Raw genomic sequence first — 20,587 nt, 5'->3', positions numbered from 1 at the left:
GCACGATGCTTTCATCGTGCAGGCCAGCGTGATGCCGGCAGGGTGAAATCTGCCGGCCAACGCCGCACACTTGGGCAATGAGACTTCTTGCCCCCATCGTTTCACTGTTTGGCGCGATTGCGATCACCGTGGCCAGCCCGGCGCTCGCCACGCGCGCCGGCACGCCCGCCACTGATCCCGCCTTCGGGCGCTGCCTGGGTTCGCTGCGCGGCAAGGCCGCAACAGCCGGCGTGCCGGGCGCGGCCTTCGACCATTACACCGCCACGCTGGCACCGGACCCGAGCGTGCTGGAACTGCTCGACGCACAACCCGAATTCACCACGCCGATCTGGGATTACCTGGCCGCGCTGGTCGATGAGCGCCGCATCACCCAGGGCCGCGAGATGCTTACGCGCCATGCCGGGACGCTGGCGCAAGTGGAAGCCGAATACGGCGTCGACCCAGCCACGGTGGTCGCGGTCTGGGGCGTGGAAAGTGATTACGGACAGGTGTTCGGCAAGCGCCCGCTGCTGGTGTCGCTGGCGACGCTGTCGTGTGCCGGACGGCGGCAGGCGTTCTTCCAGGGCGAACTGTTCGCACTGCTGAAACTGCTGCACGCCGGCGATCTCTCCGCCGAAGGGCTGACCGGCTCTTGGGCCGGCGCCTTCGGCCACACCCAGTTCATGCCCAGCACCTATGCCCGCATCGCGGTGGATTTCGATGGCGACGGCCGACGCGACCTGGTGGCCAGCATCCCCGATGCGCTGGCCTCCACCGCCCACTATCTGAAGCGCGCCGGTTGGCGCAGCGGTGAGCCGTGGGGCCACGAGGTGCGTATTCCCGCCGGTTTCGACACCTCATTGGCAGGCCGGAAAAACAAGCGCACGCTGGCCGACTGGAAGGCGCGCGGCATCGTACGCATCGATGGCGTACCGGTTCCCGCTTCCGACACCCGCGCCGCGCTGCTGCTGCCGGCCGGCAAGGAAGGCCCGGCGTGGCTGGCGCTGCGCAATTACGACGCGGTGTTTTCCTACAATGCCGCCGAAAGCTACGCGCTGGCGATCGTGCTGCTGGCCGACCAGTTGCGCAATGCACCACCGCAACAGGCCGCCTGGCCCACCGACGATCCCGGCTTGGGCCGCGACCAGCGCCAGCAACTGCAACGCCTGCTGCTGGCGCGCGGCCACGACATAGGAGAAGCTGACGGCCTGATCGGCAGCCTGACCCGGCGCGCCATCGTCGTCGAACAGCAGCGCCTCGGCATCAAACCGGCCGATGGCCGCGCCGGAAAGAAAATCCTCGACGCACTGCAATCCGAAGCACGGCCCGCTCACGTCAACGAAAGCAACACCGTACCCGACAGCAGCGATACGGAGCGCTGACCGGCATCCTGCGCCGACCTGCCCCGAGCCGTGACATTGCCTTGCCGGCGGCACACCACCACAACCGCAGCCAGACCCTGAAAGGCAAAATCAGCGCGCGCCCGACGGGGGTGGCTTCCCGCAGGTCTTTCGAAGATTTTCCGTAGCCACCGCAACAAAAAACCCGGCACGCTGGCCGGGTTGTCTGGTCCATCCGAATTAATCGTGTCAATTCAACACATTGGATGGTGGGCGGTACAAGGTTCGAACTTGTGACCCCTACCATGTCAAGGTAGTGCTCTACCGCTGAGCTAACCGCCCGGAACGCGTCGCCGGCAAGTGTACTGCGGGCGAGGGCCGCGCACTATAGCATCCGTGCCGGCGCGCCTCAAGCAGAATCCGCCGGGTCGGGCATCACTCCTGCGAACGCGGCGTCGGCGCCGTGACGCCCAGGTCGGAAATGCGCCACAGCGCCAGCGCCGCGCTGCTGCGCCACGGTGCCCAGCGCTCGCCGCGTGCAGCCAGCTCCTTCGGCGTGGGCGCGTCGGCAAGGCGATCCACGCGCTGCAGACCCTTGCGTACGCCCAGGTCATCCACCGGCAACACATCGGCGCGGCCGAGGCGGAAGATCAGCATCATTTCCACGGTCCAGCGGCCGATACCACGTACCGGTGTCAGGGCCGCGATGATGTCCTCGTTGGCCATTCCCTGCAGTTCTTCGACCGAAGGAATCTCCCCGCGTCCGGCGCGCCCGGCCAGATCCCGCAGCGCGCGCAGCTTGTTGCCGGACACCCCGCAGGCGCGCAGCGTCGGATCGTCCGCCCGTCCCAGAGTGTTGGCGTGCAATACATTGGAATCGATCGCCTGCTCCACCCGGCCCACGATCGTGGCAGCCGCCTTGCCGCTGAGTTGCTGGAAGAGGATCGCGCGCGCCAACGCATCGACAGGATCGAACGGCTCGCTCCAGCGCGGATCAGGCAGCAGCGGCGGGATTTTCGGGAACCAGCGCGCCAGGCGCCGGTCGCGACGCGATACGTGCGCCAGGGCGGCATCGACATCGAAACCGCGTTGATGATGTTGAGTGGACATGTTTCTTCCGGATGCGGAACCGAGCCGCGCGGATGCAGCTATGCGCGCAGGCCGCCAGTGTCGCATCCGGACGGCTGCGGCACATCGTGGTGCCGGGGCTCGCGATGTTCACACCAGAAACCGGGGACGGATCCGGGCTTGGTCCGCCCTCACCCGCACAGGCGCACGCGCACGCGCGGTGATCACGCAAAAGCCTGCCGATACGCACTGCATGGCAGCAATCGGCATGCTTCCGCGCAGTGCCAGAAAACCGCCGAATGCCACGCCGTGGCGGCTGCCGATAAGCCAAAAAGAAACGGGGCACGTTTCCGTGCCCCGTCCGATTCCCGCTGTTGAAAAGCGTTACTTCGGTGTGAATTCCATCCGCACCACGGCGCTGGCCTCGGAGACCGCCGGATCGATCACCAGCGGCTTGTAGGCATTGACCAGCCAGCGCGGCAACTGGCTGATGTAGCCCATGTCGCCGGGGTTACCGTCCTGCCCGCCGGGCGCGATCTGCAGCAGCGTCGGGGTGTCGGTCATTTCGCCGATGAAGCGGCGCACCGGGCCGGAGCCGAAGGTGAAGCCGTTGACGCTGTTGGCACGCGCGTTGTGTCCGGACGCATCCAGCACGTCGTAACCACCCTGACGCGCCAGGCCCGGCAGGCCTTCGCCCAGATGCTGGAACGGATAGCCGGCGATTCCCGGCACGCTCAGCGGCGCACCCAGCGTGTGGGCCAAGGTGATGCGATGCAGCTTGCCCCAGCGATAGTCTTCCAACTCGGTGGAGCCGCCGAAGGCGGGTGCGAAGGCGTCGCTGGCCAGCAGATTCAGCCCGTCACGCACGCTGCCCAGCAACACACAGTCGCGACGTACATCAGCTGCGGCATCGGCCAGCGCGGCCGGCACCCTAGTGAAGAAGTCCAGACCGGACGCACCCTTGCCGCCGAGCGGACCGAACGCATCAAGCTGGAACTTCAGGCCCGCGTAGGCTTCGTTGCCGCCCGGCAGATAGCTGCCCAGGCCAACCTTGGTCAGAGTGTGGTCGATGGTATTGCGGATCAGCTGGCCACGCGTGATCGCCCACAGCGTGGCACCGACCGAGCGGTCGATCTCGTCCTGCGACGGTGGTGCCAGCGCCATCGGATTGTCACCGTAGTCAAAGCCCTGCTGGATGCCGGTGGGCGTGGTGAAGTCCCAGGCCGCCAGCCGGTCCAGCGCCTCGCCCAGCTTCGCATCCTCGCCATAGCCGCAGGCTTCGGTGCGGGCGCGGGCGTTGAGCACATGCGGCAGCACCAGTTCGGCGTCGAGCTGCTGCACATTGGCCTGCAGCGCGATCATGTCCTGCACCGTCACATTGCCGCGCTCGATCAGCTTCTGCATCTCGCGGTCCAGCCGGCCCATGCGGTACGAGGAATGGCCCGGCGCGTAGTACAGGATGCCGCCGCCCGGACGCAGCTGGTTGAGCGGATTGTTGTCAAACGTGGTGCCGATCGGGTCGTTGTTGGCGTTGGCAATGTAGCCGCGTGCCGGATTGATCGTGTACGGCATTTCCTCCGGCGAGAGGATTTCGTATGGCAGGTTCTGGCCGGGGTAGCGGTTCTGTACCGGCAACCATTCGTTGCCGCCGGCGCCGTTGCGGATGATGTAAGGCGGTGCGCCATTGACGCTGCCGGCCTGCAGGTCCTCTCGGATCGGTGCTTCGGCACTGACGAAGTAGGCGAAATTGCCTTCCTTGTCGACGTAGCCGAAGTTCTGCGAGCCCACATCGAAATCCATCACGCTGGCGCGGAACTCTTCGAGATTGCGCGCGCGATTCATTTTGCGGAACGCCTCCAGCTCGTAGGTCGCGCCCCAGCCGGTGTACTGGATCGACAGGCCCGTATTGCCGGTGATCGACACCACCGGACCGTTGTTGCGGCGTGGCACGACGATGCTGATGCCGCCGTTGGTGTAGCCGATGGAGTTGTCACGCACCACGTTGTCCGGCACGCCATCGAGCTGATTGACGAAGTAGCTCTGGAACACCCACAGCACCGGCTCGCGCACGCCGTTGTAGATGGTGTGGGTCGGCAACCCGTAGGAGTTCAGCACGAACTGTTCCTGGTAAGTGTCGGTCACGTCCAGCGAGTTGGTGGTCAGGCCCCAGCAGAAATCCGAGGTGCAGCCCAGGATCGGCCACGGTGTACCCGGAGCGATCGAGCCGACCGTGTTCATCGGCTGCGGATAGCGCGGATCGTTGGAAACCACATGCCCTTCCTGGAACAGCATCGGCGTGGACAGCTGCAGATGCGGATCGTTGGCCAGGATCGGGCGGCCCGAGGCAGTGTGTTCACCGCCGACCATCCACCAGTTGCTGCCGGCACGGTCTTCGCGCCGCTTCAGGTGCGGGGCGATGATCGGGTTGTCGGCCACTGCATCGCGGTAACTTTCGGCCAGTTGCAGCATCGTGGCATCCAGCATCGGCGGCGAAAGCTCACCGGCCAGCTTGGCGTTTGCGGCGTCCGCAGCGGCACCGCCACCGGGCACGAAATCGGGGATCGAGGCCCGCGCATCCGGCGGCGCCGAGCGGTGGGTATCGCCAAAGAACAAGGCATTGCCATCGAAGCCCGCAGCGGCACCGGCCTGCTGATAGGCCCCCAGGCGGATGGTGTAGTCGATTTCCAGATCGAACGAGAGCTGATAGGCCAGCAGTTTGCCGATCACGACCGAATCCACCGGCGTCCACGGATCGGCCGAAGTCAGCTCCAGCGCGCCGTATTCGATCGGCAGCGGATGGGTCGCAAGCCAGGCATTGACGCCGTCGGCATAGGACTTGAGCTGGGCACGCAGCTGCGGCGAAGCCTTGGCCCAGGTTTCCCATGCGGCACGGCGCAGGCCCAGGGTGCGGACCTGGATATCCTGCGCCAGACCGGCGGCGCCGACCACTTCAGCCACGGTGCCGCTGGCGCCACGGCGCAACGTATCCATCTGGAAGAAGCGGGTGCTGGCGTGGGCATAACCCATCAGCCAGGCGGCGTCCTCGTCGGTGGCGCCGACCACCGTCGGCACGCCTTCCGCGTCCCAGGTGATCGTGCCCGGATTGGCCAGCCCCGGCCCCTGCAGGGTCACGCTCTGGCTTTGCGCCTGGGCGACGCCCAAGCCGAGGATCGAAGCGACAGCCAGCGCGATCAGCGTGCGCGGACGCGCTGCGGAAAAATACTTGTTCATGAATTCCCTCCCGGTTGGGACCACGATTATGCGTACCCCACCGTAGGGAAAAAAAGCCCTGCGCCGTTTACTGCCTAGGCAGTCCTGCATTGCGCCGCAGCAACTTCAGTCGCGTACTTCGCGAAAAGCGGCCACGGCCTGCAGCAGCCAGCCCAGCATGAAGGCGATGCCGCCGAACGGCGCCAGCACCGCCGGAGCGTTCCACAGTGCGGCTGCCACGAGGCTGCCGCAGAACAGGAAGCACCCGGCCAGCCAGCAGACCAGGCTGATGGCGGACAGAAAGCCGCGTTGCCGCAGCGCAAAAACCGCAAGCGCCAGACCATGGAAAAAAAGATAAAGCGTGGCGGTATCCAGTCGCGCCTGCGCCTGTTCCGGCGCCGCGTGCGCAGACCATGCGCCCAGTGCCACCGCGCAGGCGCAGAAAACCGCACCCAGCGCGGCGGCGATCCGGCGCCCGGCCACGGGGCTTGCCGTGGCCGGGCCGCTCTGCTGCGGAGCATCGTGCACGCTGCTATTCCTTGGGCTTCAGATAGTCCTCCAATCCCTTGTTGAGATTGGAGGCCTTGTACAGCGGTAGCACATAGACCCGGTCCTGGTGGACCTGCTCGAAGGCGGCGACCTGCGCGGCGAGGGATTCCAGCGTTTCGGCCGCTGCTTCTTCCGGCGCCACACCGTCTTCACCTGTGGCGGAAACTTCCGCCTCGTCGGCGGCCAGTTCCGTTCGCGCGTCGATCCAGGCCTGTGCGGCGGCCTCGTCCAGTGCCATCGACAGGCGTGCGAAAGTGCGCTCGTCCTGCTGCCAGGAGCGCAGCGTCAGCCGGCGCCCGTCACGCAGACTGAAGCGGGCTTCCTGTATCGCCTCCGGCTCGGGCATTTCGTCCAGCGTGAAGACATCCTCGAAACTCAGCCCGGACAACACCCCGGCCAGCGCCTCGCGGGTATAACCCTCGGCCGGTTCGCGCCCGCGCGGCAGCTCGACGAAGGCGAAATCCGATGCTGCGTCGTCCTCGGCACTGCGGGCCAGTTCGATCACCGGTCCTTCGATCGGCTGCACCCGGATCGCGTCGATGCGGTTGGCGCCGATGTCGATCAGTTCCCTGACCAGCCAGTTGGCCGGATTGCGTTCCACTGCGATATTGTTGCCGACCAGCCAGCTCTGGTCTTCGGCGACGTGGCGCACATAGGTGCCGCTGCCGCGCACAACGTTGTCGCCGAACACGATGGCGAACTGATGGCTGCCGGCGTCGATATCGACCTGCACTCCGTGCGCATCGGCGGCAGAAACATCTTCCACGCCCAGCTGCGCGTGGCGCTCGGGCAACGCGGTCTTGGGTTCGATCTTCTGCGCCAGTGCGATGGCCGAAAGCAGGCTGCGCAGCTTTTCCACGTCGACCGGATAGCCGCCCTTTTCGAGTAGTTTCCACTGCCCGCTGCCGTCTCGCTGCAGCGTCGCCAGCACCGTGTTGCCGGCGCCGGTGATGCGTACCTGGGTGACTTGATCCAGTTGCGAACCCAGCCCGGGCGCCAAGGCGCCGCCTTCGATTCCACTGGACTGTGGACTGCGGGTGGAGGCCAGCCAGATCGCGGCGAGCATGGCCACGATCGCGGCGATGACAAGGATGCGGGTCTTCATGCCGTGGCCCTCCGCGCACGCTGGCGCGCACGCCAGCCGACGAATACCAGTGCGCCGATCGTCAACAGCAGCGGCACGCCGGCGATGTTGAGGAACTTGAGCTTGGCGCCCAACTGCTGGATGTCTTCGTCCAGTTGGCGGCGCACCTGACGCAGCTCCTTGCGGATGCGCAGTTTTTCTTCCTGGAACTGGAGCAGTTCGGCTTGCTGCTCCGGGCTCAGCGACAGCGAGTTGCCGCCGGGCTGGGTCTGTTGCAGCGCGGCCAGTTTCTCCTCGGTTTCCTGCAGACGCGCCTGCAACTCGCGCTCCTTGGCGCGGAAGCGCGCATCGGCTTCGACCCGCAACGCATCCACCGTGGTGAACGGGCGGTGCGAGCCGGCGCGGGTACGCACCGCGATCAGGTCGGCGCTACCGATCAGGTTGTCGATCGCGTTGATCACCAGATCGCCATTGCTGGCGAAGGCGTTGACCACGCGCTGCCCGAAGAACTGCTGCGCCTGCGCCCAGAGGCGGTCGCTGAGCAGATCGGTATCGGCCACCAGGATGATGTTGGCAGGCTCCGAGCTTTCCGCCAGGTGCCCTTCGCCGCTGCGCTCGGGGAAGGCGCTCTTGAGCGTGCCATTGAGCCGCACCGCGATCGCGTGGCGTTCGCCACCGGGATTGAAATCGGCGAACAGCGTCGACGGATCAGGCAGGAAGCGCAGCCGCTCGGCATCCACGGTGCTGGAATTGGCCGAGCTTTGCAGCAGCGGCTCCAACGTCACAGCGGCATCGGGCGCCAGATCGAAACTACCGACGCTGGACAGGTTGATGGTGCCCAGCTGGGCGGTGACCACATCGTCCGGATTGACATCCTCGCCGCCGAGCCCGATCACACCCGGATGCCGCACCGGCGGCATGCCGGCCTGGACCTGGATAGCCAGCGCGCGTTGTGCGTCCAGCACCACCCGCTGGGGGTCATAGCGCACGCCCCAGGCGGAGAACAGTTCCGGCAGGTCCGAGGACTTGTCATCGAACATGGCCTGGGTCGGGTCGGCCGACTGGCCCGGCTGCTCGGCCTCGGCATGCGGATCCACGAACACCAGCAGCCGTCCGCCACGCAGCACGAACTGGTCGATCGCATACAGCGTGTCGCTGCCCAGGCCCTTCGGATGCACCAGCACCAGCGCATCAACCTCGTCCGGAATCTGCGTGACATTGGTTTCCACGCGCTGGATTTCAAACAGATTGCGCATCTCCGAATCGATGATCCAGCCCGGCGTCGGGCGCCCGGCGGCCGGATCGAAACTCGGCCCCATCGGCAGCGTGCCCATCATTCCAACCACCGGCCGGCCCTGCTGCGACAAGCTCGACACAAGCTTGGCCAGGTCGTATTCGAGGAAGGCTTCCTTGTCCGGCTGGAAGAACGGAATCGCGGCCTCGTCACCGACGCTGTTGCTGCCGGCAAGGCCGAAGAACAGCGTGTCGCCGGCGTTGCCCAGCGGGATCGCCTGCAAGCCGGCGGCGGTGGCGCGGTCCTCGTCCTCGGAGAACGGCTGCGGGTCGATCACCGCCAGGCGCAGTTTGCCGCCCGAGCGCGCCGCCATTTCCTCCAGCATCTCGCGCACGCGGGTGGCATAGGTGCGCAGCTGCGGCAGATCGCGTGCGGCGTGGTCGGAATAGTAGAAGTTCAGGTTCACCGGCTCATCCAGCTTGCCGATGATCGCGCGGGTGCCTTCGGTCAGCGTGTACAGCCGGTTCTGGGTCAGGTCCACGCGCGCACCGCGCAGCACGATATTGCCCAGCACTACCAGGGCGATGAACAGCAGCGCCAGCGCCAGCAGCGCGACGCCGGTGGAAATGCGTCGTTGATTGATTGTCATGTCAGGCCCTCAATCGGCTTTCCTGAGGTCGATCACCAGCGCGCAGGCGACCAGCCAGAACACGATGGTGAGCACGAAATACAGCGCGTCGCGCAGGTCGACCACGCCCTTGGCGATGGCCGAGAAATGGGTCAGGAAGCTGAGCCCGGCGACCGCATCGACCACGCCCTGCGGGAAGATCGCGCTGATCGCTTCCAGCACCAGCGAAAAGCCCGCCAGCAGCAGCACGAAACACACCACCACGGTCAGGATGAAGGCGATCACCTGGTTGCGCGTGGCGGCCGAAAGACAGGCGCCGATCGCAAGGAATGCGCCCGCCATCAGCGCACTGCCCAAATAACCGGCCAGGATCGCGCCGTTGTCCGGATCGCCCAGGTAGTTGACCGTGAGCCAGATCGGGACAGTCAGCGCCAGCGCGATGCAGATGAAGGCCCAGGCCGCCAGGAACTTGCCCAGCACCGCCTGCCACATCGTCACCGGCAATGTCAGCAGCAATTCGATCGTGCCGCTCTTGCGCTCCTCGCTCCACAGGCGCATCGACACCGCCGGCACCAGGAACAGGTACAGCCACGGGTGGAAATTGAAGAACGGTTGCAGATCGGCCTGGCCGCGCTCGTAGAAGCCGCCCAGATAGAACGTGAAAGCGCCGGCTAGCACCAGGAAGATCACGATGAACACATACGCGACGGGCGTGGCGAAATAGCTCGCCAGCTCGCGCTTGAAGATCGCGCGGACCGGGTTCATGCGGCCTCCTTCGCGGGCTGCGCCGCCTGGGTGATGTTGCGGAACACCTCGTCGAGACGACCGCGCTCCAGCTGTACCTCGCTGACCGGCACCGACTGGCTGCGCAGGAACTCGCCGACCTGCTCGAAGATCTTCTGCCCGGCGCGCGGGAACGCGGTGATGCGCCCATCCTGCGCGTCGATCTCGACCTGCGCCACGCCTTCCACCCGCAGCAGGCCATCGCGAACCGCCAACGGCTCGGGCGTGGTCAGCGACACCGCACCGTGGTAGCGCGAACGCGCTTCCAGTTCGGCCGGGGTGCTGTCGGCCAGCACGCGGCCGGAAGCAATGATGATTGCGCGGCTGCACACCGCATTGACCTCCTCCAGGATGTGAGTCGAGATCACGATGGTGCGCTGCGCCGCCATCGACTGGATCAGACTGCGCACCTCATGTTTCTGGTTCGGGTCCAGCCCGTCGGTGGGCTCGTCCAAGATGAGTACGCGTGGATCGTGCAGGATCGCCTGGGCCAAACCGACGCGACGGCGGAATCCCTTGGACAGGGTGTCGATCACCTGCATCAGCACGCCGCCCAGTTGCAGCCGGCCAACCGCATCGTCGAGCCGCTCGCGCCGCTGCGCGCCCTGCAGGCCGCGCACATCGGCGATGAAGTTGAGAAAACCCCAGACCGTCATCTCGCCATAGCTGGGCGCGCCTTCGGACAGATAACCCAGTTCGCGCCGGGCCTGGATCGACTGCTCGCGCACATCGAATCCGCAGACTTTCGCGCTCCCCGAGCTGGGGGTCAGGAAGCCTGCAATCATCTTCATCGTGGTGGACTTACCGGCGCCGTTGGGGCCGAGGAAGCCGAGCACCTGCCCGGGCTCGACCCGGAAGGACACGTCATCGACCGCCTGGATGCGGCCATAACGTTTGGACAAATTCTGGGTTTCTATCATGGCTTTCTCCCTTGGGATGCGGGCAGCGCACCGATCCGTCGGGAACGGAGCGCCGCAACGCGCGCCGAATTACCACGAAAGTAGATGAAAGTTCCCGCCCCGCTGCCGGCGGCGACAGGATGAAAACCGGATCCCGGCAGCGGATGGCGTCTGCCGGACGGCTGCGCCGGGATGCAAAACGGCCGGCACGTCCAAGCGTGCCGGCCGGTGTTTCAATTGTCGATCAGCGGATCGGCCAGTAGACGCGGAACAGCGCGTCTTCGGCGGCGGTCTCGTCAATCTCGGTCAGATATTCCTCGAATGCACGCTCATGCAGCTGCTCGCCATGCGCGGCGGCATAGGAACGCAGCTGGTCGCGGATCAGCGGCAGCGCGGCCGGATGGCCACGGTATGGCGCCACCACCACACGACCGCCGTAGCTCTGCCCGCTGTGGACGTTGTCCGGCAGGTTCAGGCCTTCCAGCGGCTCGGGGGCGGCCAGCAGGGTCTCGTCGGCTTCGGCTTCATCAGCGGCTTCACCATCGCTGTCGGCAACCGCCTCGGCTTCGCCGTTGGCTGCCGGCTCGTCGCCGCCATTGGCCGGAGCATCAGCATCCAGCTCCGTATCCGGCCTCGGCAGTGCGACCGGAATAGCGACATCGAACTCATACTTTTCCGCACCGAAACTGGTGGTGATCAGACGCGGCCGACCGGCTTCCACCAGCTTGTTGGCACTGATCGCGGCGCGCAGATCCTTCAGCGCCACATCCATCGCATTCTCCACCGCGGTGATGTTGCGATCCGCAGTGGTGGTGATGTACAGGATGTTCTTCGGTGCGATCTGGTCGACCTGGACATCCAGGCTGCGGTAATCGAAGTTCGGCATCGAAGCCAGCAGGTTCGCCAGGTTGGCGGCACCGCGCTTGATGTCGTCACCGGCGGTGCGGTCCACGTACAGGCCGGCGTAGCGGCCCAGCAGGTTCCAGCCGTAATCGACCGAATACAGCCAGTCGATGGTGACGACCTTGCCGCGCTGGCTCAGCGTCAGCAGGTGGTTCTTGTTCTGGCCGTAGGCATCGTTGTAGACCGCGTAGCGCACCAGTGCATCGGGCTCGCTCTCGCTGATGCGCCAGGTGCCCTCGCCGATCTCCGGGCGGGCCGACTTGTATTCCAGATGCGCACCGACACCGCGCTCGGGGCCGGAAATCGTGTACTCCACCTGCGGGTCGTGCTGACGCAACGGATTCCAGTCGGTGAAACGCTTGAAGCTGTTCAGGGTGTCATACACCTGCCGCAGGGGATGACTGGTTTCCACACTGTGCTGCACCGTGCGCTTGTCGGGCAGGAACACGCCGACCAGCACGAACAGTGCGACCACGATCAAAACGGACGTCAGCAACTCAAAAAAACGGGTCATTCGGGATTCTCCGGGGGGCTCCTTGCTCGCCACACCCGATCGGAAAAGGACGGCATTGCGTCTTCCCGGCCGGGAGCGGCGAAGCATAGCTGAAGCCAGCATGAGCCGCACGGGGTTTCGGCCGATCCGGCCACGGCATTGCGCAAACCGTGCGGCGGCGCCCGCTGCCTGCCCGGATCAGCCCCGGGCTCAACCTGCATTCAGCACGGCCCGGACGCGCGCCATGCCCGCCCGGCCCGGAAAGGGCGAAGCGGCCCGCATATGGAACGGAGCCCGTGCGGCGCGAAACGCCCGGCCGCCTGCAGGACGCCGGGCCGAACATCCTTGCCCTCAGATCAGCTTGAGCTCGAACGCCTTGAGTACGGCGCGCGTGCGGTCGCGCACACCGAGCTTGGAAAGGATGTTGGAGACGTGGTTCTTGACCGTGCCTTCGGCCACGCCCAGCGAGTTGGCGATCTCGCGGTTGGAGTAGCCGCCGGACATCAGCCGCAGGATCTCGGTTTCGCGCTCGGTCAGCGGGTCCGGCTGGCCGAGGCTGACGAAATCGTTGCGGATCGTTTCCATGCCCGACAGCAGGCGCTGGGTCACCGCCGGCTGCACCAGCGAGCCACCGCCGGCCACGGTGTGGATCGCGGCCACCAGCTGCTCCAGCGACACATCCTTGAGCAGGAAACCACGCGCGCCTGCCTTGAGCCCGGCCAGCACCAGTTCGTCATCATCGAATGTGGTCAGGATGATCGTGGGTGGCAGCTGCTGACGTGCCGACAGCACCTGCAATACCTCCAGACCGGACATCACCGGCATGCGCATATCCAGCAGCACCACGTCCGGCGCGGTCTGTGGGATCACCTCCAGCGCCTGGCGTCCGTCGCCGGCCTCGGCCACGACGCGGATATCCTCGGACAGGTCCAGCAGCGAACGCACGCCCTGGCGCACCAGGGTCTGATCATCGACAAGGCAGACTCGGATCATGGGTTGGGACCCTCCATCGGCAGGGATATGTCCAGTGCGAAACCGGCACCGGTGGCGGTGCTGACGGCCAGACGCCCGCCCTGTTCAGCCAGGCGCTCGCGCATGCCGCGCAGACCGTTGCCGGCGGCGAATCCGGCACTGCCGCGGCCATCATCGCGCGCCTTCAGCGAAATGCCACCCTCATCGGCAGCCAGCGCGATCCAGAGATTGTCGGCCTCGGCGTGACGCACCGCGTTGGTGATGATCTCCTGCACGCAGCGCAGGATCACCTGCGCCCGCAACGGATCGTTGACCGCCAGCTGTTCGGAAAGGTCCAGGTGGATGGTCAGCGACGGCACCCCCTCGGCCAGCGCGGTCAGGGCCTCGTGCAGATCGATGGTGTCGTCATCGCGCAGTCGGCTGACGGCCTCGCGCACATCGGTCAGCAGCAGCTTGGCCAACAGTTGCGCCTGTTGCACGTGCTCGCGGGTACGTCCGTCGGACAGGTGCGTGGCCACTTCCAGATTCAGGCTCAGTGCGGTCAGGTGGTGGCCGAGCAGGTCATGCAACTCGCGCGAGATGCGGGTGCGTTCGTTCAACCGGGTGGATTCGGCCAGCAGCGCGCGCGTGGCGTGCAGTTCGGATATCAGCCGGCGCTGCTCCTCGCGCGCCTGCGCCTGGCGCCGTGCCACCAGCCCGGTGACGAAGGCCACGGTCGAATATCCGATGTAGAACAGCGCCTGCAGCAATGCTTCGATGACGCTGAACTCGGCCCGCCCGGCAAACACCGGTACCAGCGCCACATGTTGCAGCACCAGCCAGACCAACCCGATGCGCAGACTCAACACCCACGGCAGAATGCCGGCGATCACCAGCAGCAGGCCACCACCCAGGCCGCTGTTGGAAAAATGACTGACCGCGATCGCGCAGAACGTAACCAGTACCAGCAGCGCGATATCCAGCGGCCGGTTGCGCCCGCGCCCCAGGCGCCGGGTCAGTACCCAATAGCCAACCCCGAACGCCAAGTACACCACACGCCAGGCGATCAGGTCGGCGCGTGACAGGCCTTCGTGGAAATACCAGGTGTTGAGGACCAGCGGGATGCCGACGCAGGCCCAGGTAAACAGGCCGGCGTAGCGCAGCAGCTGGGAATGGCTCAGATGGGGCAGCATGGCCGCATCATAGACCCCGGATGGCGCGCTGGACCCTGCCGCAGGTCATGCAGCGCCGGTGTCGCGGATCAGTGCAGCCGGGCCGGATCGCCGTGGCATTTCTTGCATTTCAGGCCGCTGCCGCATGGGCACGGATCGTTGCGCCCCGGCTCGTGCTCACGCCGCAGCGGAACGCGCGAAGTGCGCTCGTCGATCGCGATGCCGTGGAATTCGTGCAGGATGGCCGGCAGCGAGGCAATGATGTCCAGCCGCACTTCCAGGCTGATCGGCTCGTCCTGTTCAGTGTCGTCATCCTGATCGAACGCGTCCTCGTCATGCCGCAGTTCGATGGACTGCCCGGCCGCAGGCGCGACAACCTGGATGTCCATGTCGGCATCCTCATCCAGATCGATTTCCGGGATCAGCGAGAGGATGTCGACCACATCCAGCGCACCTTCTTCATCCTCGTCCAGACGCCGCTCCCAATCACTGGCGCGCAAGTCATAGGCCAGCATGAAACCCACCGCCCAACTGGCGCCAACTGGGAAGTGTTCACCGTTGCCATCGTCGGGTGCCAGGGCATCAAGCATGGCCTGCTCGTCCAGTTCGTCGGCCTCGCCGGCCGGTGGCAGACCGAGCAGCGGCATGCACAGCGACGGGTCATCAGTCGGGCCGCGTGCGATGCGCTGGCCGATGCTTTCCCACATCAGCTCCAACAGATGCAGCAGTTCTTCAGGTGCGGCGGCGATTTCCCGACCCAGCACCAGCGGCAACAGTTCAGGCAGCTCCAACGGCTGGCCGGGTGAAACCCGGGCGCCACTGAAGAGCCCGTCGACCGCTTCCAGCGAGAGCCCGCCCTGCGGCAGGCACTCCTCGAAAAGCAGTGACTCCAGCCGCTCGATCGCGGCATCGTCAAAGCGGGTGCGCGAGGCGGCGCGCGGCACGGGAGGATCGATGGCTGGCATGGCGGAGTCAGTACGCGAACTGTTCGAAAACGGGGTCGACGCTACCGCCCCACGGCCCATGAAACAAGTCCAGCTTGCGCTCGGCCGGGGTCTGATTGGCCAGGGCAAACTCGAACAGCGGGTCCAGGAACAGGCTCTCGTCCTCGCCAGCCGGATTGCAGCGCGCGCGGCGCGCCAACCCGGCGCGGGAAATCTTCAGCGCTTCCAGCGCCAGTTCGCGCAGCGTAGCTTCGCGGAACGGCAATTTGAAGCCGTGGCGCGGCACGCCGTCACGCAGCGCATGGCGTTCGGCGCGGGTGAAATCGCGCACCAGATCCCAGGCCGCATCCAGCGCCGCATCGTCGTACAGCAAACCGACCCAGAAGGCCGGCAGCGCACACAACCGGTTCCACGGGCCGCCATCGGCACCGCGCATTTCCAGGAAGGTCTTCAGTCGCACTTCGGGGAACGCGGTGGTCATGTGGTCGGACCAGTCGCGCAATGTCGGCAGCTCGCCGGGCAGGCCGGGAAGGCGGCCGTCGAGGAAATCACGGAAGCTCTGACCGGCCACGTCGATGTAGTCGCTGCCGCGCTGCACGAAGTACATCGGCACATCCAGCAGGTAGTCGACATAGCGTTCGTAGCCGAAGCCGTCCTCGAACACGAAATCCAGCATGCCGGTGCGGTCCGGATCGGTATCGGTCCAGATGTGCGAGCGGTAGGAGAGAAATCCGTTCGGCCGGCCTTCGGTGAACGGCGAATCGGCGAACAGCGCCGTGGCCACCGGCTGCAGCGCCAGCGAGACCCGGAACTTCTTCACCATGTCCGCTTCGTTGGCGAAATCCAGGTTCACCTGCACCGTGCAGGTGCGGGTCATCATGTCCAGGCCGAGCGTGCCGACCTTAGGCATGTACTGGCGCATGATCTTGTAGCGGCCCTTCGGCATCCAGGGCATGTCTTCGCGCCGCCATTTCGGCTGGAAACCCATGCCTAGGAAGCCCAGGCCCAGCGGTTCGGCCACGGCCTTGACCTCTTCCAGATGGCCGGTGGTTTCACAGCAGGTTTCGTGGATATTCTCCAGCGGTGCGCCGGACAACTCCAGTTGCCCGGCCGGCTCCAGTGTCACCGAGGCGCCATCGCGCTGAAGTGCGATCAGCACACCGTTCTCCTCGACCGCCTGCCAGCCAAGCCCGGCCAGGCCACGCAACATCGCACCGATACCGCGTTCGCCATCGTAGCCCGGCGGGCGCAGGGCCAGCGCCGGATCCTGCCCGGGCACGGGCAGATGGAAACCGAATTTCTCGTGCTCGGTGCCGATGCGCCAGGCTTCGCGCGGTTTGCCACCGGCAGCCAGCACCTGCGTCAGTACACGACGGTCGTGGATCGGTTCGTTCCTGGAAGTTTCGGCCTGCATGACGGGTCTCGCTGGGGGGATGCGAAGCATGGCGGCCGCACTCCCAGTCCGCAAGACATGGGCCGGCCGCAGGTGGTGTCGGGGCCGCAGTGCACAGATTCCGCCAGCCTGCGCTGAACCACGATGCGCCGGTGGCTTGTCGCGCTCCGGTCATGGCCGTATCGTGGCGTGCCATGAGCCAGCACGCCGCCTCGTTCCGCGAAGAAGTCGCCAACGCCCTTACCCACGGCTTCGGCGCCGCCGCCGCACTGGCTGCAGGTGCCGTGCTGATCACGCTGGTGGCGCTGCACGGGGATGGTTGGCAATTGGCCGGCACAATCGTGTTCTGCGCCGCGCTGCTGCTGCTTTACGTGGCATCCACGCTGTATCACGCGATCCCGCACCCGGTCGCCAAAGCCCGGCTCAAGGTGTTCGACCATTGCGCGATCTACGTGCTGATCGCCGGCACCTATACCCCGTTCACGCTGATCGGGCTGCGCGGTGCCTGGGGCTGGAGCCTGTTCGCGGTGATCTGGACGCTGGCGGTGGCTGGCGTGGTGTTCAAACTGTTCTTTACCGGCCGTTTCAAGCTCGTTTCCACGCTGATCTACATCGCGATGGGCTGGCTGGTGCTGGTCGCCATCGTGCCGATGACGCGCGCGCTGGATGCCTGGGCGCTGGGATGGCTGTTCGCCGGCGGGCTTGCCTATACCGCCGGCACCTTCTTCTACATGAGCCGGCGCATTCCCTACGCGCACACGATCTGGCATTCGTTCGTGATCGGCGGCAGCACCTGCCATTTCCTCGCAGTCGCCGGCCACGTGCTGGCCTGAGCCAGACGCACCGGCCGTGACCGGGCACCGATCGCATCACACCTTTTCGCCGCTGCGCGACGGGAATATCTGATCAAGTCTCGCTGCGCCATTCCGGCTTTCGCCGGAATGGCGCCTTATTCAGATGCTCCGAACAAAAAAACGCCCCCGGTGACGGAGGCGCATGGGGTAACAGGTTCGCTCCATAGGCACCCTGGATGGTGGCGCCGTACGGTTCGCGGCAGGCGAGTTGCAACGCCCTGATCAGGAGCCCTCGATCAGGAGCCGAAACCGCCGCGGAAGATGGTGTCCTGGCTGGACGGAGCGGCCGACACCTGACCGCGTTCGGCAGCTTCAAACGACACCGCCATGATCACGTCCGCGCCGTCGGCCTCCGCCGCAAGCTGCGCTGTGCCTGGCACCGGCTGGGGTTCAAGCGAGCCCTGCCCCTGCACCAGTGCGAACAGCACCGCGAACGCACCGACGCCGGCGGCCAGCGCCAGGCCACGGCGCAGGAACCGCTGCAACGGCACCACGCGCGGAGCGCGCTCCTGCCGGACGTCGCGGGCCAGCTGTTCGATGTCCTGGTCCAGCCCCTCCATCAGGCGGGCGATATCCGACGACAAGGCCGAAGTGGCGACACGATCCAGCGGGCCATGCACATCGGCCGGCCAGTCGCGACGTGACAACACCGCGAGAATGTCTTCGGCCAGCGGGCCGTCGTGCACGGCGTCCTGCGCCAGTGCATGCTGGCGGTACAGCTCCCTGATGCGTGCCTCGTCCATTTCCTATTCCTCGTATCCAGCGTCGCGCATCCGCGCTTTGACTTCATCCAGGCCGCGATAGATCAGCTTGCGTGCGGCATCCAGCGTCAATCCACTCATGTCGGCCGTTTCCTGAAGGCCGAAGCCCTGCAGGTAGAGCTGCAAGGGGCGACGCCGCCGGGGCGGGATCAGCTCGATGCAGCGGGCCACTTCCTCCACCTTGCGCTGGTCGGCGGCAACCCGGTCCGGGCCCGGCGCGACAGTGGGAAGTTCGTGGCCGTCATCGGCATCGGGCAGCGGATCGGCAGCGCGCACCTGCGCCCGTCGTACCGCGTCCACGATCACCGTGACCACCACTCGCTGGATATAAGACGCAGGGAAGTCCGCGTTTGGGTCACGCTGCAGCGCCTTCCACAGCCGGATGCGCACCTCCTGCTCCACGTCATCCGGGTCGATTCCGTGGATATTCAATGCGTTGGATGCGATCTGCGCACGTACGCGGGAGGCGAAGCGCGCCAGCAATTCTTCCAGGCGCCGACTCATCACGCCCTGCTCCACGGCCCGCTCACCGGGTGGCCTCCGCCGCGATCACGTCGGGCACATGTGCCTGCCACGGCGCCGTCGCCTGCGGCACCGTGCCCGATGCCGGGTGGAAGCTGTCCAGCAGGTACAGCGGGCGCGCCTTGGCTTCCATGTAGAGCCGGCCCAGGTACTCACCGATCACACCCAGCGCCATCAGCTGCATGCCGCCCAGGAACAGTATCACCGTCATCAGCGAGGGATAGCCGGCGACCGGATTTCCCCACAACAGGGTCTTGGCCACGATCCACAGGCCGAAACCGAACGCCACCAGCGCGGTGGCCAGGCCAACGTAGGTCGCCACCCGCAGCGGTGCGGTCGAAAACGAGGTGATACCTTCCAGCGCGAAGTTCCACAGCTTCCAGTAGTTGAACTTGCTGACCCCGGCATGACGTGGGTCGCGCCGGTACGGCAACGCCACCTGCGGGAAACCGACCCAGGCGAAGATGCCTTTCATGAAGCGCTGGCGCTCACGCAGGCCACGCAGGGCTTCCAGCGCGCGCCGCGACATCAGCCTGAAATCACCGGTGTCCGGTGGAATCGCAGTCGAGGACAGGCGCTGCATGACACGGTAGAAAGCCGCCGCGGTGGCGCGCTTGAGCCAGGTTTCGCCATCGCGCTCCAGCCGCTTGCCGTAGACCACGTCGTAGCCTTCACGCCATTTCTCGATGAACTGTGGCAACAGCTCGGGCGGATCCTGCAGATCGGCATCGATCACCAGCACCGCATCGGCGTCGACCTGGTCCAGGCCGGCACTGAGCGCGGCTTCCTTGCCGAAATTGCGCGACAGTTTCAGCGCCGCCACGCGCGTATCGTCACGCGCCAGCGTGGTGATCGTGTCCCAGGTTTCGTCGCGGCTGCCGTCATCCACGTAAAGCACGCAGGCGTCCACATCCAGCTGTGCAAACACCGCCAGCAGCCGGGCATTGAATTCAGGCAATACCGCCGCCTCGTTGTAGGCCGGCACGACCACCGCCAGGGTCTGGCGTACGGAACTCATCACCTGCCTGCTCCATCGATCCGTCGAAAGCCGGCCATGCTACCGCGTCGCGCCGGGTTCGCCACAGCATGCCTCCAGCCAGGCCGGGCCGCCCAGTTGCCGCACCTGGCGCTGAATCCAGACACGGCGTTGCAGCACGTAGGACGATGGTGCCTCCACGCGATAGCGTTTCGGGTTCGGCAGCACCGCCGCCAGCAACGCAGCCTGACCGGCATCCAGGCGCGAGGCCGGGATGCCGAAATAGCGCTGCGCCGCCGCTTCCGCGCCATAGATCCCATCGCCGAACTCGGCGATGTTCAGATACACCTCCAGAATCCGCTGCTTGGGCCAGATCAGCTCGATCGCGAGCGTGTAATAGGCCTCGATCGCCTTGCGCAGCCAGCTGCGTCCCTGCCATAGAAACAGGTTCTTGGCGACCTGCTGGCTGATCGTGCTGGCGCCGCGCGAAGGCCCGTCGGCACCGCCCTCGCCCAACGCGCTGGAAATCGCGTCCAGATCGAATCCACGGTGCTGCGGAAACTTCTGGTCCTCGGCCGCGACCAGCGCGATCGGTAACTGCGGCGACACCTGTTCCCAATCCACCCAGCGCCAGTGCAGGCGGAAATCCGCATCGCCACGCGCTTCCCAGTGCCGTGCCAGCATGAAGGCGCTGGTGGGCGGATCGACAAAGCGCAGCAGCAATACCGGCGCCAGACTGGCCAGCCACAGGCCGAACACCAGCCACAGCCAGCGCCGCAACCGCCTGGGTTTTCGCCGCCGCGTCATGCCTGCGCCCATCCCCACGCCTTGAAGCCCGCTGCCG

General features: G+C 65.9%; 18 protein-coding genes and 1 tRNA gene. 2 read left to right on the top strand and 17 right to left on the bottom strand.

Annotated features, from left to right (window positions below; all coding sequences use genetic code 11):
• Positions 1–77 precede the first annotated feature (77 nt).
• Complete coding sequence (locus tag WDB66_RS00295) at positions 78–1,361, top strand: lytic murein transglycosylase (RefSeq protein WP_339396428.1); 1,284 nt, start codon at positions 78–80, stop codon at positions 1,359–1,361.
• A 225-nt stretch (positions 1,362–1,586) separates the two neighbouring features.
• Here WDB66_RS00295 and WDB66_RS00290 read toward each other — a convergent pair.
• The 13 genes from WDB66_RS00290 to WDB66_RS00230 form a co-directional block, all read right to left on the bottom strand.
• Positions 1,587–1,661 (bottom strand) — tRNA-Val (locus WDB66_RS00290).
• Positions 1,662–1,754: 93 nt separating this feature from the next.
• The gene (locus WDB66_RS00285; RefSeq protein WP_339396427.1) at positions 1,755–2,429 is read right to left on the bottom strand and encodes a DNA-3-methyladenine glycosylase family protein; all 675 of its coding nucleotides are present in this window, start codon (positions 2,427–2,429) and stop codon (positions 1,755–1,757) included.
• A 342-nt stretch (positions 2,430–2,771) separates the two neighbouring features.
• On the bottom strand, positions 2,772–5,618 hold the full coding sequence (locus WDB66_RS00280; RefSeq protein WP_339396426.1) for a penicillin acylase family protein: 2,847 nt from the start codon (positions 5,616–5,618) through the stop codon (positions 2,772–2,774).
• Positions 5,619–5,723: 105 nt separating this feature from the next.
• Positions 5,724–6,125, bottom strand: a complete 402-nt coding sequence (locus WDB66_RS00275) for a DUF423 domain-containing protein (protein ID WP_339396425.1) — start codon at positions 6,123–6,125, stop codon at positions 5,724–5,726.
• Between the two features lie 4 nt (positions 6,126–6,129).
• A complete protein-coding gene (locus tag WDB66_RS00270) occupies positions 6,130–7,251 on the bottom strand; it encodes a DUF4340 domain-containing protein (protein WP_339396424.1) in 1,122 nt (373 codons plus the stop codon).
• Positions 7,248–9,113: a Gldg family protein gene (locus WDB66_RS00265; RefSeq protein ID WP_339396423.1), complete on the bottom strand. Its 1,866-nt coding sequence runs from the start codon at positions 9,111–9,113 to the stop codon at positions 7,248–7,250. The genes WDB66_RS00270 and WDB66_RS00265 overlap by 4 nt, the downstream gene beginning before the upstream one ends.
• A gap of 9 nt (positions 9,114–9,122) precedes the next feature.
• Positions 9,123–9,857, bottom strand: a complete 735-nt coding sequence (locus WDB66_RS00260; protein ID WP_339396422.1) for an ABC transporter permease subunit — start codon at positions 9,855–9,857, stop codon at positions 9,123–9,125.
• Complete coding sequence (locus tag WDB66_RS00255) at positions 9,854–10,795, bottom strand: ABC transporter ATP-binding protein (RefSeq protein ID WP_339396421.1); 942 nt, start codon at positions 10,793–10,795, stop codon at positions 9,854–9,856. The genes WDB66_RS00260 and WDB66_RS00255 overlap by 4 nt, the downstream gene beginning before the upstream one ends.
• Before the next feature lie 223 nt (positions 10,796–11,018).
• Complete coding sequence (locus WDB66_RS00250; protein ID WP_339396420.1) at positions 11,019–12,191, bottom strand: hypothetical protein; 1,173 nt, start codon at positions 12,189–12,191, stop codon at positions 11,019–11,021.
• Positions 12,192–12,521: 330 nt separating this feature from the next.
• Complete coding sequence (locus tag WDB66_RS00245) at positions 12,522–13,163, bottom strand: response regulator (protein ID WP_339396419.1); 642 nt, start codon at positions 13,161–13,163, stop codon at positions 12,522–12,524.
• Positions 13,160–14,314, bottom strand: a complete 1,155-nt coding sequence (locus WDB66_RS00240; protein WP_339396418.1) for a sensor histidine kinase — start codon at positions 14,312–14,314, stop codon at positions 13,160–13,162. The genes WDB66_RS00245 and WDB66_RS00240 overlap by 4 nt, the downstream gene beginning before the upstream one ends.
• Before the next feature lie 68 nt (positions 14,315–14,382).
• Positions 14,383–15,258, bottom strand: coding sequence for a UPF0149 family protein (locus WDB66_RS00235; protein ID WP_339396417.1), 876 nt, complete (start codon positions 15,256–15,258; stop codon positions 14,383–14,385).
• A 7-nt stretch (positions 15,259–15,265) separates the two neighbouring features.
• Positions 15,266–16,651, bottom strand: a complete 1,386-nt coding sequence (locus WDB66_RS00230; protein ID WP_339396416.1) for a glutamate--cysteine ligase — start codon at positions 16,649–16,651, stop codon at positions 15,266–15,268.
• A gap of 173 nt (positions 16,652–16,824) precedes the next feature.
• On the opposite strand from WDB66_RS00230, the gene trhA reads away from it, so the two are divergent.
• Positions 16,825–17,463, top strand: a complete 639-nt coding sequence (trhA, locus tag WDB66_RS00225) for a PAQR family membrane homeostasis protein TrhA (RefSeq protein ID WP_339396415.1) — start codon at positions 16,825–16,827, stop codon at positions 17,461–17,463.
• Between the two features lie 257 nt (positions 17,464–17,720).
• Here the strand turns inward: trhA and WDB66_RS00220 are convergent, their stop codons facing one another.
• Genes WDB66_RS00220 through mtgA form a run of 4 tightly spaced genes read right to left on the bottom strand, consistent with a single transcriptional unit; the run spans position 17,721 to position 20,562 of the window.
• The gene (locus WDB66_RS00220; protein ID WP_339396414.1) at positions 17,721–18,227 is read right to left on the bottom strand and encodes a hypothetical protein; all 507 of its coding nucleotides are present in this window, start codon (positions 18,225–18,227) and stop codon (positions 17,721–17,723) included.
• 3 nt (positions 18,228–18,230) lie between these two features.
• Positions 18,231–18,749: an RNA polymerase sigma factor gene (locus WDB66_RS00215; protein ID WP_339396413.1), complete on the bottom strand. Its 519-nt coding sequence runs from the start codon at positions 18,747–18,749 to the stop codon at positions 18,231–18,233.
• Between the two features lie 22 nt (positions 18,750–18,771).
• A complete protein-coding gene (locus WDB66_RS00210) occupies positions 18,772–19,785 on the bottom strand; it encodes a glycosyltransferase family 2 protein (RefSeq protein WP_339396412.1) in 1,014 nt (337 codons plus the stop codon).
• 39 nt (positions 19,786–19,824) lie between these two features.
• Positions 19,825–20,562: a monofunctional biosynthetic peptidoglycan transglycosylase gene (gene mtgA, locus WDB66_RS00205; RefSeq protein ID WP_489670800.1), complete on the bottom strand. Its 738-nt coding sequence runs from the start codon at positions 20,560–20,562 to the stop codon at positions 19,825–19,827.
• Positions 20,563–20,587 lie beyond the last annotated feature (25 nt).

Origin of the sequence: Denitratimonas organivorans (assembly GCF_037478135.1) — a bacterium.
GTDB lineage: Bacteria > Pseudomonadota > Gammaproteobacteria > Xanthomonadales > Xanthomonadaceae > Denitratimonas.
Note: the sequence above shows the minus strand (reverse complement) of the source record. Positions and strands in the feature narration are given on the sequence as shown.

Excerpts from the sequence above, each read along its gene's own strand:
- WDB66_RS00295 (WP_339396428.1), top strand. The coding sequence starts at position 78 with ATGAGACTTCTTGCCCCCATCGTTTCACTGTTTGGCGCGATTGCGATC.
- WDB66_RS00285 (WP_339396427.1), bottom strand. The coding sequence starts at position 2,429 with ATGTCCACTCAACATCATCAACGCGGTTTCGATGTCGATGCCGCCCTG.
- WDB66_RS00280 (WP_339396426.1), bottom strand. The coding sequence starts at position 5,618 with ATGAACAAGTATTTTTCCGCAGCGCGTCCGCGCACGCTGATCGCGCTG.
- WDB66_RS00270 (WP_339396424.1), bottom strand. The coding sequence starts at position 7,251 with ATGAAGACCCGCATCCTTGTCATCGCCGCGATCGTGGCCATGCTCGCC.
- WDB66_RS00265 (WP_339396423.1), bottom strand. The coding sequence starts at position 9,113 with ATGACAATCAATCAACGACGCATTTCCACCGGCGTCGCGCTGCTGGCG.
- WDB66_RS00260 (WP_339396422.1), bottom strand. The coding sequence starts at position 9,857 with ATGAACCCGGTCCGCGCGATCTTCAAGCGCGAGCTGGCGAGCTATTTC.
- WDB66_RS00255 (WP_339396421.1), bottom strand. The coding sequence starts at position 10,795 with ATGATAGAAACCCAGAATTTGTCCAAACGTTATGGCCGCATCCAGGCG.
- WDB66_RS00250 (WP_339396420.1), bottom strand. The coding sequence starts at position 12,191 with ATGACCCGTTTTTTTGAGTTGCTGACGTCCGTTTTGATCGTGGTCGCA.
- WDB66_RS00245 (WP_339396419.1), bottom strand. The coding sequence starts at position 13,163 with ATGATCCGAGTCTGCCTTGTCGATGATCAGACCCTGGTGCGCCAGGGC.
- WDB66_RS00240 (WP_339396418.1), bottom strand. The coding sequence starts at position 14,314 with ATGCTGCCCCATCTGAGCCATTCCCAGCTGCTGCGCTACGCCGGCCTG.
- WDB66_RS00235 (WP_339396417.1), bottom strand. The coding sequence starts at position 15,258 with ATGCCAGCCATCGATCCTCCCGTGCCGCGCGCCGCCTCGCGCACCCGC.
- WDB66_RS00230 (WP_339396416.1), bottom strand. The coding sequence starts at position 16,651 with ATGCAGGCCGAAACTTCCAGGAACGAACCGATCCACGACCGTCGTGTA.
- trhA (WP_339396415.1), top strand. The coding sequence starts at position 16,825 with ATGAGCCAGCACGCCGCCTCGTTCCGCGAAGAAGTCGCCAACGCCCTT.
- WDB66_RS00220 (WP_339396414.1), bottom strand. The coding sequence starts at position 18,227 with ATGGACGAGGCACGCATCAGGGAGCTGTACCGCCAGCATGCACTGGCG.
- WDB66_RS00215 (WP_339396413.1), bottom strand. The coding sequence starts at position 18,749 with ATGAGTCGGCGCCTGGAAGAATTGCTGGCGCGCTTCGCCTCCCGCGTA.
- WDB66_RS00210 (WP_339396412.1), bottom strand. The coding sequence starts at position 19,785 with ATGAGTTCCGTACGCCAGACCCTGGCGGTGGTCGTGCCGGCCTACAAC.
- mtgA (WP_489670800.1), bottom strand. The coding sequence starts at position 20,562 with ATGGGCGCAGGCATGACGCGGCGGCGAAAACCCAGGCGGTTGCGGCGC.